This window comes from Marinifilum sp. RC60d5, from assembly GCF_052400665.1.
Taxonomy (GTDB): Bacteria; Bacteroidota; Bacteroidia; order Bacteroidales; family Marinifilaceae; genus JBQTGK01.
This window is the reverse complement of record NZ_JBQTGK010000002.1, coordinates 633,540-647,118: the sequence shown is the minus strand read 5'-3', so window position 1 is coordinate 647,118 and position 13,579 is coordinate 633,540. Positions and strand designations below refer to the sequence as shown.

General features: G+C 33.3%; 7 protein-coding genes. All 7 read right to left on the bottom strand.

The window, feature by feature from the left end; translation table 11 throughout:
* Positions 1–15 precede the first annotated feature (15 nt).
* Entirely contained in the window at positions 16–3,522 is a 3,507-nt protein-coding gene (locus ACT3CE_RS06645; RefSeq protein ID WP_444708981.1) for a SusC/RagA family TonB-linked outer membrane protein, read from the bottom strand.
* A 106-nt stretch (positions 3,523–3,628) separates the two neighbouring features.
* The gene (locus ACT3CE_RS06640) at positions 3,629–4,825 is read right to left on the bottom strand and encodes a FecR family protein (RefSeq protein WP_444708980.1); all 1,197 of its coding nucleotides are present in this window, start codon (positions 4,823–4,825) and stop codon (positions 3,629–3,631) included.
* Positions 4,826–5,061: 236 nt separating this feature from the next.
* Complete coding sequence (locus ACT3CE_RS06635; RefSeq protein WP_444708979.1) at positions 5,062–5,619, bottom strand: RNA polymerase sigma-70 factor; 558 nt, start codon at positions 5,617–5,619, stop codon at positions 5,062–5,064.
* 229 nt (positions 5,620–5,848) lie between these two features.
* The gene (locus ACT3CE_RS06630; RefSeq protein WP_444708978.1) at positions 5,849–6,313 is read right to left on the bottom strand and encodes a DUF5018-related domain-containing protein; all 465 of its coding nucleotides are present in this window, start codon (positions 6,311–6,313) and stop codon (positions 5,849–5,851) included.
* An 18-nt stretch (positions 6,314–6,331) separates the two neighbouring features.
* Positions 6,332–8,131 carry a RagB/SusD family nutrient uptake outer membrane protein gene (locus ACT3CE_RS06625; RefSeq protein WP_444708977.1) on the bottom strand — a complete coding sequence of 600 codons (1,800 nt, stop codon included), beginning with the start codon at positions 8,129–8,131 and terminating at the stop codon, positions 6,332–6,334.
* Positions 8,132–8,146: 15 nt separating this feature from the next.
* Complete coding sequence (locus ACT3CE_RS06620; protein ID WP_444708976.1) at positions 8,147–11,230, bottom strand: SusC/RagA family TonB-linked outer membrane protein; 3,084 nt, start codon at positions 11,228–11,230, stop codon at positions 8,147–8,149.
* A gap of 264 nt (positions 11,231–11,494) precedes the next feature.
* Entirely contained in the window at positions 11,495–13,381 is a 1,887-nt protein-coding gene (locus ACT3CE_RS06615; protein ID WP_444708975.1) for a right-handed parallel beta-helix repeat-containing protein, read from the bottom strand.
* Between the last annotated feature and the right edge of the window lie 198 nt (positions 13,382–13,579).

Here is a 13,579-nt window from a genome sequence, read left to right as displayed (position 1 = left end):
CCAGATTACTATCAATTAAAATCTAGCTTTCAAACTAAATGTATATTCTGGTTTTCTTTCTCCAAAACCATTAACTCCTACAATATATTCTGGGTCAATATCAGAATCATTAAAAGTTATCACCCCTAAATTTCTAACCTGAGCACCTATATTTAGAGCATTAAGTCCAATAGATTTAAACCAAGATTTAGGTAAATCGTAAGAAAGAACTACATCATTAAATCTGATATGTGATGCACTTTTTACATTATGACTTCCATATAGCGTATAAGTACCCCAATACCCTCCAATAACGGTATCATCATTAGGTAAAACAGGAATGTCGGTTGTATTTTCGTCACCTGCACTTCTCCATCTATTATCAAAATCTTCATGAACTTCGTTTAAAGTAAAATTACTTTTCAACGCGCTGTAATTAATAGTTGGTGTTCTAAATTTATATCCCAACTTATAAGTAAACAACATACTTAATCGTAGTCCTTTATAACTTAACACATTTCTAAAACTACCATAATACTTCGGAGTTGTGGTTCCTTCATATTTTAAACCTTCAACATCTTCAATTTCAGTGTTATGATCTATAATTTCTCCTTTTTCATTATAAACCTGAGGCATTCCTTCCGAAGAAAGTCCTGCCCATCTGTAAGAGTAAAGGTGATTCAATGGCTTACCAACTCTAGCAGATGCTGCTCCTGAATAGCTACTGATAGCTCCACTAACCGACTCATCTGACAACTCCACTTTCTCAACTCTATTTTTGTTGTAAGAAAAGTTCGTGATTACATTCCATTTTAGATCTTTATTAAGAATTCCAACATTTACAGAAAAATCAATCCCCTTATTAGACATTTCAGCAAAATTCATTAATGCAGAATCAAAACCGTAAATTGCATTTAAGGATACGTTTCCTAACAAATCAACACTTTGCTTATTATAGTACTCAATAGATCCAGAAACCCTATTGTTCCAAAGTGCGTAATCAAGACCAAAGTTAGCTGTAGAAGTTTTTTCCCATCTCAAATTAGGATTTTTTGGATTGTTGATATAAGCAAAGTTATATTGTGTTTGATAATCTTGACCAATTGAAGCAGTTAAGTATGGGCTGGTTGATTTATCAATATTACCACCTGTACCATAAGTCATGCGCAGTGTTAAGCGATTAACAAAATCAAGATTTATAAAATCCTCTTTGTGCATTTGCCAATTTGTACCCACAGACCATAATGGAACATTACGATACTCCTTACTAGCTCCAAATAAATTAGAATCATCTAAACGTACACTACCGGTTACCGTATATTTTTCATCAAAAGTATATCCGGCATTACCATAATAAGAAGCATATCTATTCTTCAAATACGAAAATGAAGTGTTATCATTAATTTTAGAAGGCCAATAAGAAAAAGCTCTTGGGTAATCGGTGTCGTAATTCATTCGCTTAAATTGCAAGCTAACAGGATCGTAGCCAAACTTTGTCATATTAGAACTTTCAGACTCTGTCTGGCGAAGCTCTGTACCTGCTATTGCATATACCTGATGTTTGCCATCATTGAAAGATCTATTGAAATTTAATTGCGCTCTGCTTGTAAAAGATTTGGTATATATATTTGCATCTGCTCGTGCGTCTCCCATTGGAATTGGATATACCATTTCACCATCACTTCCTATATGAGCTCGAGTATTTACTTGATTACGCACATAATATGTGTCCTCATTATACAAGTTTTGACTTTTTGAATTACCCCACTCATATTGGTAACGACCTTCAAAAGCAAGACCTTTAATCAATTTGATATTTAAACCAGCCTGCATTCTTAAATCAACATTCTTTACAGAATTATCTTTATTTTCGAACTCTTGATATGCATTATAAGTCCAATCGTAAGGAGAATTATTGGCTGCTGCATGAGTTTCCTTTCCCGCCTGAGAATAGGTCCAAGGCTGAGGAATATAATCACCATTTTCATCCAAAATTTGCTGATATTGAGCTAGTGAGCTTAAGCCACCTGCACCATTATTTTCAGCATTTCTTATTGTAGCGGAGATACCTGCATTAAAACTAATTCGGTCGGATATCTTTGTTTGTATTCTTAAATTAGAAACAATACGATCGTTATCACTTCCTTTCATCCATGCATTATTATCATCATAACTTAATGAGGCATAATAATTAGATTTTTCTGTAGCACCACTCACAGACAAATGATATTGTTGACGAACCGCTTTTCTTAAAAATAAATCAGCATACTCATCACGAACATCGATGCCTTTTAAACGGTTGATGATAGCATCCTTATCTGCTTCTGTCATCTGACCATCATTATATCTCAAATAGGTATCCAATCCTTCGTTATAAGCTGGTTGACTCAAAGCCCATGGAGATGCAAGTTCTTTCCATCCATTATCAGCAAAGTGCTTTTCTAACTCTAAAAATGATTCCGTAGACGCTCTTTTCAGACTGTATAGATCTGGTTCGGGAGTAATCGAAAGAGTAGAAGAAAACTCTACTTTAGTATGTCCTTTATCATTTCCCTTTTTAGAAACAATTACAATAACACCATTAGAAGCACGGGCTCCCCATATTGAGGCTGCTGCAGCATCTTTCAAAATGGTCATACTTTCAATGTCATTAGGATTTAAACTTTCTAAATCACCTTCGATTGGAAATCCATCCACAACGATTAATGGAGTAGTACTTGCATTCATAGAGGAAGCTCCACGAATAGTAATGGCTCCATTCTCGAATAAAACACCCGAAGTTTGCCCTTCCAGTTTATCTATAATATTTAAAGTTGATCTTTCTTCCAAAGCTTTAGCAGAGACCTTCTCAAACGCACCAGTTGCTCGTTCTTTAGAAATTGTTTGGTAACCAGTTACTACAACTTCGGCCATTTGTTCTGTATCGGCTTTTAAAGTAACATTCTGTATAACTTGCCCTGTATAGTTAATTTCTTGTGGTAACATACCTACAAAAGAGAAAATTAAAACAGCTTTATCACTATCTAATTCAATACTGTATTCTCCATCAATATTAGTAGCAACACCTGTACTTGTACCTTTAACAACAACAGAAACACCAGGCAAAGCAACTCCTTCTGCATCTGTTATCTTCCCCTTAAGTATTTTTACTTCTTGTTGCTCTTTTTTTACGGGTTCAGCTGGCTTAGGCATAATAATGATTACCGACTTATCTAATTCATAAGTTAAATCAGTACCTTCCAAAACTTCATCCAACACATCTTTTACTGTCTGTTCTTCTGCTTCTATTGAAATTCCATCTAGTTTTTCAATTTCACTTAAATTGTAAATAAAGCCAAGGTTAGTTTGCGCCTCGATTTCTTTAATCAAATCTTTTGCACTTACATTACTCATGTTCAAACTCACCTTTTGCTGAGATAGAACACTAGCATTCAATTGAATACTAAATACAAAAAATAATAATACAAATGTTTTCATAGCAATTAGCCATTTCGTCCGAATACCAAAAAGCTTAGATATTCGAAACAATTCAAATTTTTCCATAAATTTGTAATGTTTAGGGTTCGACAATCATCCTTATGGATGTTTAATTCTAAATAGCCGGAACATACTGGTACTATGTTCCGGTATTTTATTTATAATGGTTTTATCATTTTGTTCTTACAATAATATTTTCATTGTTTTTAACCTCAAATGTCACATTAGTTGTCTTCTCAATCATATCTAACAATTCATTACAAGACTCGAATCGTGGCAGCTTTCCAGAAAATTGATAATGTCTTGCTTCATCATCCTGAAAGAATACTCTCACCTTATACCAACGAGCTAATTTTCGCATAATTTCGTCCAAATTATCTTCCTCGAAAGCAAAAACCCCTTCTCTCCAACGCCCATACATTTTTGCATCTACTGCTCCAATAGTCATTTTATTAGAGTTCACATCGAATATGGCTTGTTCATCTGGTTTTATAATTTTAGCTTCTGTAATTCCATAATTTGTAACAACCTTTACGCTTCCCTCAACCAAAGTAGTTTTCATTTTATCTTCGTCCTGATAAGCCGAAACATTAAAAGACGTTCCCAAAACTTCCACATCCATCTGTTTTGTTTTTACAATAAACGGAGCTTTTTTGTTTTTTGTTACTTCAAAATAAGCTTCTCCTTCCAGCTCAACCACTCTAATATTAGATGCAAATCGAGTAGGGTAACTCAATTTCGATTCAGAATTCAACCAAACTTTGGTTCCATCTGATAAGATCAATTGATACTCCTCTCCTCTTCCAATTAACAAATGATTGAAGCGAAGCTCTTTTGCTTCACTATTCAGACTGGTATAATTTAATGATTGATTTTTATTCTCAATCTTAACATTAAGCTCCCCATTGGTTAAATCTTTTTTATTTTCATCTAATTCAATTTTTTCTCCATTACTTAATATCAATTGAGCTCTTTTAACACCAGGCTCAATTTCTACAGGAATATCAGACACATAATTTTGTTGAGTATCCACTTCTAAAAACAAATAAGTAGCAAGTAATATTGGCAAAGCAATTACGGCTGCATATTTTAGCAGGTTTATCCAATTTAGCTTAACAAGTTTTTTCTCTTTCTTAATAGATTGTTGAAATGTTGCCCACTCCTTATCCATATCAATACGAGAAAGTACTTCCCTCCTGCTCTTTGCCAGTTCTTTATTCTGCAGTTCACTCAATAAAATTTTGTTTGATTCAGAATAAGCTAACCATTCATCAAGTTGTTTTCTTTCTTCCATACCCAAGTCTTCTCCACTTACATGTAAAGAAAGAATCTTACTAATATCCAGTGCTTTGTTTATTTGATTATTCATTAATTAGTTTTATTTACGGTATCTCTACCTACCCCCTTTTATTCAACAGACGACAGTTTTTGAAATAGGGGTGAAAAAAAATTATATTTTTTTAACAAATCTTATTTGAGGTTAAAAATTCCTGAGAAAATATTTCTTTAATTGTAGTTGGTTTTACGCGATAAATATCTTTAGAATATTGATATCTATTAGCTTAAGAAATCTTATTGAATTTAAAATCAGCTTATAGCAAAAACTTAATTCAAAAATTGATAAAATTCAATTAATAGTAGAATGGCATATTCATTTCCATACAGCTCTCTTATTTTTTTAAAAGCAAGCATTTTGTGAGTTTTTACAGTATTTACCGATACATCGAGTTCCTCAGCAATTTCTTTATTGGAAAGACCATTTAAATTTAAACGGATTACTCTCTGGGCTTTTTGTGGCAATAAATTTATGGCAGTCTCTAATTGATAATAAACTTCTTCTCTCACAATCTCATTCTCTACAGTGTTATCGTAAATATAAATTTCTTCGTTGATATCACCATCTATTCTTCTTCTTTGTTCTTTTTTTAAATAATCGAAACAAGCATTTTTTGTTGCCATATAAAAATACACTCTCATCGATTTTTCAGATTCAAATGTCTCTACAGACTTCCAAATTCGTACAAATACTTCTTGTACAATATCTTTTGCAGAATCTTCATCTTTAACAAATTTATGAGCAAATATGCACAATGATGGAAAATAAGAATCAAAAAGTTTCTTAAAGTCTATTTCGCGTAATTTGATTTTAGAATCAATTCTCATTAGAGGAATTTTGGTTAGTCTGGATATCGTGGTTATAAAAACAAATGTAAAAGTTTTGTTCTAAAATCAAAACTTAAAAAAAATTACACAACATCTTATACATTTAATAACACTTAACCATTCCCAATCAAGCATCATACTAAAACATTTAAAACTAACAATATTATCACAAAAAAAAGGGCCATCCATAAATGGATGGCCCAAAAATATAATTCATATTTTTACAAAACTATTTTATAAATTCAGAAATTGTTAAAGTCCATATTTTAGCAGTTCCATTAGCTGCAACCACTTCATATTTCAAATCTGAACCACTATAATCTTTAATTTCTCCAAGAACGGGAGCATCTCCAACAGGCGATATTGTTGCTGCATTAGAGATGCTACAATAGCCAACAAGATTAGTTAACTCAACCAAATCTCTCTGTTCTGCAGGAAAATCATCTGAAACAGCAGGAACTGTAATCACACAATCTACTGTATTAGCAACTGTATCAATTGTATTGGCTACTTCCATCTGATAAACATTAAGTTGATCGTTATCGCCATTTTTTCCCATCCAGCGATATTCAAATTTAAAATTTGTAATATTCGCTTCTTCGTAAGCTGGCAAATCGTCTAATCCCGATTCCAGACATGATGTAAATAGTATCATGCTGAATAAAATGATTGTATATTTCACTAAATTTTTCATAGTATTCTATCTTTTTGATTACTCCCAACCAGGGTTCTGATCTAATAATTCATTTAAGTCTCTTTCCTTTTGAGGAACAGGGAACAGATAACGTTTTGTAGAAAATCTTTTCTCGTGATTTGCTGCACTTAAAAATACATCTTTAACTTCAAAACTTTTACCGTCGGCAGCTATTTCAAAGAAAGTGTGTTTGGTATCATTCAATTCTGAAATAACTCCGCCACCATCTTCTTTTCCCCAACGCAATAGAGACCAATATCTGTCATTCTCGAAAAACAACTCAACTCTACGCTCAATTTTGTAATACTTCCAAGCCTCATCTAAGCTTAAACCAGTTGCCAAAGCAGGTAATTTTCCATGAGTTGTTCTGGTTTTATTGATATACTCAATTGCTAAAGCTGTATTATTTAATCGTAACAATACTTCTGCATAATTCAAGTAAGCTCTACCTAAACGAGTAATACTCTGATGATAATTTGTGTTGACAATAGCTTTAAAATCATCTACATCGTAAATACCTTTTCGCATATAGTAACCCGATGGTGTAGCTCGGTTGGTACCTTTTGTACTTTCCGCATAATGTAAGTTTCCACCAATTCTTGTTGTTACTGTATTTGCGAACAACTGCGATGAATCTTGAACAATAGATGCGAAAAAACGAGCATCACGATGTTCATTATAAATGGCATGTGAAACATATCCTCCATTGGTCACAAAATCCTGATAATAAGAAGTCTCGTTCCATTTTTTAGCGACACCATCAATATCAGCTACCAAATAATCATCAACTAAACTACACGAAGGCCAAATTTCTGTCCATCCTAAAAATGGTTCTTTAAGCGCAGGAGTTCCTGTGGTTTTTGCAGGTTCCATATTTGGAACAATTCCCTGCATTAAAGTCATTTGATACCAAGTCGCATCAGCATGCTTGTATAATCCTAAAATCATCTCATTAGAATTAAGACCTGTATCATAATCGTTAAATAGGGACTCATAATCATCTTCTAAACTATAGCCTAAAGCAAACAAATCTTCACTTGCTTTCTTAGATATTTGGTAATAATCTTCTTTACCACTTTCGATATAAGCAGCACCATGTAAAGATATTTCGGCCAACATGGCATAAGCAGCTCCTTTTGTTAGGTGTCCAGTTCCTGCCTCACCTGGCAAATCAACTGCTGCTTCCTGAAGGTCTTTGATAATAAAATCGTAAGTTTCCTTAATCGTTGAAGTACGAGCTAATTTTAATTCATCTTCTTGAGTTAAAACCTTATCAACAATCACATATTTACCAAACAAACGAGCTTTAGTATAGTAGATTAATGCACGAAGCATTTTACCCTGTGCAATTAAAGCAGGCTTATCAACCTCTGCTATTCCTTCTGATTTTGTAACCTCTTCAATAATTAAATTACAATCTCTAATTACTTCGAAAGAATTCTTTTTTATTGGATTTTTATTTCCAGATGGAGCCTTTTTATACCAATAATATGAATTATTAGTTGCCCAACCTGCATCGAAATACTTATCGATTAAATCACGAGCTACTTTTATTGATCTACGGGTAAGGACATTATCTGTATAATCATCATTACCAACGCCACCAAATCTAGTTTGAGGGTCTCCAGGATTGACATATAATTCGGGAATAACCGAAGCATAAGTTGTATAAATAAACCCTTGTGCAAGGTTTACATCATTCCAAACATCTATACTTGTAAACTTATCAAGTGGTTTGGTGTCTAACAAGTCATCGCTACACGAATAGTGCATAAGCATGCTTGTTGTTAATACGATATATAATAATATTTTCTTCATTGCTTACAGTTTTTATTAAAATCCAACATTAATACCGAAAGAATAAGTGCGCTGTACCGGATATCCGTAATTCATAACTCCATTCAATGATTTTTGTTCCGGGTCAAAATAATCTTTCACATCAGATATGGTAAACAAATTGGTACCACTTACATATAACTTACAAGTTGAAAGCCAAGATACATTGGCCAATACTTTATGTTTTAAATCATATCCAATTTGTAAATTTTTCAATCTGAAATATTTGGCATTTTTCAAGTAAAAGTCAGACAAATTATCTGCATTACTATTGTTACCACCATTCACACCTTCCATGTGAGATACTCTTGGATATAATGCATCTGGATTGTCTGGTGTCCAATAATCTAACTGATAATCATAGGTACGTCGTTTTGCTTCCACAACCATAAAATTATCAAATGCCAAATATCTATCTCCTGTACCCTGGAATAAGCCACTCATAGACCATCCTTTGTAGTTCAATTTAAAATCGATACCATAGTTTCCATGAGGTTGAGAAGGCATATCAACTGTTCTCTTATCCTGCTCATCAATTTTACCATCTCCATTCACATCCTGGTAACGAATATCGCCACCTTGTGTTTGTGTTGAACCTGGCAAACGAGATGAATTTAAGATCTCATCAGAATTCTGGTACAAACCATCAGATAAGTAAACTAATCCACCATTCCAATAATCTTTTTTATTTGTAATTCTGGTATAAGGATTCAATAATGTTGCCTCATCTTCGGTGTCTAACTGTTTCCACAATTGATTAAAGTATGAATAATTAAAACCTACCTCATATTTTAACTCTCCAGCATTTCCTTTGTAACGAAGCGAGATTTCATAACCTGCTCTACGGTGTTCTGAATTTGATTTAATTTGAGGTAAATCTTTTCCTAAAGCCTGAGAATAAGTATCCTTAGGACTTACTAAATAACCTGTTGTTTTATAGAAGAAATACTCAAACGATCCACTCAACTTATTATTAAGCGAAGAAAAATCGATACCAGTATTAAATGATTTTCTTGTGTACCATGTTAACTCATCAGGATTTACTAAATCACCTTCTGAATAACCATTTACCATACTTCCATCAATATTATAAATACTTGATTCCAAATTATAAACTGGAATATAACCAAAGCGATTAACACCACTAACAACACCAGTTTCTCCGTAAGAAGCTCTAAATTTCAAACTATTAAGAATGTTTTTATCACTTAGATCTTGCATGAAGTTTTCTTCAGAAACATTCCAAGCAACTGAGGTTGCAGGGAAAAATCCCCACTTGTTACCTTCAGCAAAGTTATCGTTTCCATCGTAACGACCACTTAACTCAAAAATGTATTTGTAATCGTAATCATATTTAACTCTGAATACATAACCTGCATTGGCTGACTCTGATTCATTTCCGTAATTATCTTTTCCCTCAACTGCACCAGCAAATAATTGATCAACTCCTCCTGACTGAAAATCTCTACGAAAAGCAGACATATTCTCAGTAGTGCTTGTTGTTTGATTGTAAACAAATGTTGCATCAACACCATGTTTCCCAAAAGTATTCGAGTAATTAAGACTGGACTCTAAATACAATTTATCTTTGTAATAAGACCCAACATTTAAAGATGGTGATGGCTGTGTCATTAAAGATCCATCCTGCATATACAGTGGCACATTCTTAGTCCAGGTTTTCTCCCAACCGTCGCCATCGCGATAGTTAGCCATAACACCTACCTTTAAACCTTTAATAGTAGGAACTTTCCACTTGGCACTAAACTGAGCATTAATAAATTTATCCCTTGTTTTTTTATAACCCGCATCTTTACTTGAAATTGCTATTGGATGATCACCATTACCACCTCCAGCTAATGTACCATCTAAATTATAAGCACGATACAATGGACTTGTATTCTGATTTATAGCACGCCAAATACTATACATTCCTACAGAAGGCTCTTTATATTTTTCCAAACTAGCATTAATATTAACACCAATTTCCAAACCAATCTTATCGAATTTTGTATTTACATTACTTCGAATATTAAATCTACTGTAATCAGTAGCATCACTTTTTAAGATTCCACCCTGATCGATGTAACCCATAGAAATAAAATAATTCGTTTTCTCACTACCTCCTGTAAGAGATAAATTATGGCGTTGCTCTGTCGCAAAATTCTTTAAGGTTAAATCTGGCCAATTATTGTCTGGAAAGACATCTAAATCACTATGATTTTTGATGGTTTCTAATTGCTCATCAGAGAATGTAGGAACTGTACCATCATATTTACTTGCTGCATTCTGAAGCAGAGCAAAATCATAAGAATTCAGCATATCAGGCAACGTAGTTGGCTCACTCAACTGGTAATTATAAGAGTAGTTTACTTTAAGTTTACCCTCTTTACCTCTTTTTGATGTTACCAAAACAATACCATTACCCGCTCTCGATCCATAAACTGCAGTTGCAGCAGCATCTTTCAAAAAACTAATTGTTTCAACATCATCTGAGTTTAAAGCATTAAAATCCTGTTCCGACGAAATTACTCCATCGATTACGAACAAAGGCGTACCACCACCACGAATCGATATTGAAGGCGTTGAACCTGGTCCTCCACCACTATTTTCAACGACTAAACCTGCAACCTGTCCTTGTAAAGCACTACCTACATTTGTAAATGGTGTTTGTTCTAATTTTTCAGCTTTCATGGTAGAAATTGCTCCAACCGATTTTCTTTTGGTAGTAGTACCGTAACCAATTGCAATTACCTCATCAAGTCCAACCACATCGGCACTCATTGCAACATCTAATTCGGCTTTTGAAACGGTAATATCCTGATCGCTCATTCCAATAAAGCTAAAATGAAGAACATCACCCATTGCAGCATTAATAGAATACTCACCATCGAAATTTGTAACTGTTCCAATAGTTGTTCCTTTAATTACAACACTAACTCCCGGAAGAGACAATCCATCTTCGGAACTAGTAACTACTCCTTTCACCACAAGTTCCTGAGCTTTTACTCCAAAACTACAAGACAGTATAACAAATAAAGTAAAGAGCAAATATCGCCCCAGACTCTTATTTAAATTTATCATTTGATTTTTCATTTGATTTAGGTATTAATTCTTAAATTTTGCATTCCCATTGATGTAAAGTTCTTATGAGATGCAAACATTTGCATTACTTCCAATAATCCTCTGTTTTTTCAGGCTTAAGATATGATATTAATAATAAAATCGACTCGCAATAATTATACATTCTTAACATACACTTGTCCTGATTTTATAAACACATTACATTAGCTTGTATCATATTGATTTTTAAATAAAGTTGTTTTCATTTTCTTTTTAGATTATAGATTAGTTAAATATTAAATTCGGTAGAGACTTATCAGCTACCAGTATTTTCTTAGCATCGCCTGAATATTTATTTCCTTCGAAAACAATGTCTTTTGATGCCTTTATTGTTATTGCTGGGTTTTCTGGAAAAAGCTTTGGAAAGGTACCCGAATTGGTAATTGTATTTCCTTTAAATAATAGTTTTTCGGTATTTGTAATTTCTAATATCCAATTGTCGAACTGATTAATTTTATTATTTGTGATCTCAATATTATGAAATGCTATATTTTCATTATCATCATCTGTTTCGAAACGAATAATACCTCGATTCAAACCACTGTGATTACAATCTTGAAATACATTATCTGTAATTATAATATTGGAACCATTACCCGACTCGTACCAATGTCCACTTTCAACAGGAATTAGAATTGCTTCCATTTCGGTGCTGAAATAGTTATTTCTAATAATGCTTTTCTTTGGTGTTGAAAGTAGTAAACCGCGAGCTCTGTTATTGCTTATATTACAGTTCTCTACTAATAATTCGGGATATGCAGATAAATTTTCAACTAAATCGCCTTCTTTAACAGTCTTAGGAAGTTTTTCGTTCAAGGTGATAATTTGATATCTGCCATTTATATACTGAATGCTCTTAATTGTAAGGTTATGATATGGCTGAAAAGATTTACTTAATCGAACCAAACCTAAAGTATCGTTGGGAATACCAACAACAAAACCCTGTTGCTGCGAATGCCCCATACGTACACCAATTCTATAATCATCTAATACATCAACAATTTTCTGATAAGTACCATGAATATTCGATGCATCATCTAACTGATTGGTGAGTGTGCAATTCCTTAGAATTACTTTTCCTCTGCATCCTACAAAATGAGTTGCATCGGCTGTTGTTGAAACCATACGACCATTTGATGGAGTCACATTAAAGCCATCAAGAACAAGGTCAGCAGAATTTTCAGCAATCAAACCCATTCCTCCTGCATGATGAACAGTTACATTATTCGCATTAAAACCATAAGTATGAGTTAGTCTAAACGCAGGAGCAACACGATTAAATCCTTGTTCTCCTTTGGCACTTAATATCATCCCTACTTGAGGCAACTTTTTACCATGATTATGAATACGTACAACTCCTGGCTTCAACTCCTCAACAAATAAACGATCTTCTCTTCCTAGTTTTTTATACTCAGGTCCTCGAAAATCTACTTCATATTTGTAATGGATTCGATCTAAGTTTCTTCTAACTTTAGCTTTCTTAACGGTAGTTAAATTCGTATACTTTTCTGTATTAAAAGTGATCGCTTTTCTTGCAGGATCATAAAGAATCGTTTGTCCAAGATTATGCTCGTAGTATTCTTTAATAAAATAGATCTGACCATTTCGAATCTCATATGGGTATTCTTCTGATATCTTCATATCAAAAGTTTTCTTCACTTCATCATTTGCAATGATTAATCCTTCACTATGAAAAGGCTCATACCAATCGATGGATAAATTTTTAACCGTGATGTTTTTACTGTGATCAATTAAGAAAGGAATCATGATGCCATGAAATATAAACTTTGAACCTTGACCGTCGATTGTTAGTTTTTTAAAATCGCGAATAGGAAAAGCTGTTCGTATCATTACATCACAATGATTCGAAATGTGACAAAACTCTTCTAAACCTTTATCAGGATAGAAATGGTATGTTCCTTTTTCAAATTTGATTTCTGATATTGCTTCATCCTTAGCTTTCATCATTCGAGCCAATACAGCAGCAGTGGCATCTTGCTGAATTTCGGTTCCGAATGTTATCGTACCTCCATCTTCTGATTGATTTATACAACTCGCAAACGATATCATTATAAATAACAAGATTGCTAATATAGTAGTAGTGCTTTTCATTCCCTTTTTTAATAATTTGATTAAGATTTTCGCAATATTTATCTCTCCTATCCCATTGCGAATTGTGATTAATACAAATATTAAATCTTTAAGAAAAAATGGTGAGAACCATAGTAAATTAAATGTATCCACAAGTACAATTCGGTAAAACACACAAAACAACACGCATGCAAACATCTATTTTACAAGTAATTAACG

Coding starts and splice junctions, on each gene's coding strand:
- ACT3CE_RS06645 (WP_444708981.1), bottom strand. CDS start 3,522: ATGGAAAAATTTGAATTGTTTCGAATATCTAAGCTTTTTGGTATTCGG.
- ACT3CE_RS06640 (WP_444708980.1), bottom strand. CDS start 4,825: ATGAATAATCAAATAAACAAAGCACTGGATATTAGTAAGATTCTTTCT.
- ACT3CE_RS06635 (WP_444708979.1), bottom strand. CDS start 5,619: ATGAGAATTGATTCTAAAATCAAATTACGCGAAATAGACTTTAAGAAA.
- ACT3CE_RS06630 (WP_444708978.1), bottom strand. CDS start 6,313: ATGAAAAATTTAGTGAAATATACAATCATTTTATTCAGCATGATACTA.
- ACT3CE_RS06625 (WP_444708977.1), bottom strand. CDS start 8,131: ATGAAGAAAATATTATTATATATCGTATTAACAACAAGCATGCTTATG.
- ACT3CE_RS06620 (WP_444708976.1), bottom strand. CDS start 11,230: ATGATAAATTTAAATAAGAGTCTGGGGCGATATTTGCTCTTTACTTTA.
- ACT3CE_RS06615 (WP_444708975.1), bottom strand. CDS start 13,381: ATGAAAAGCACTACTACTATATTAGCAATCTTGTTATTTATAATGATA.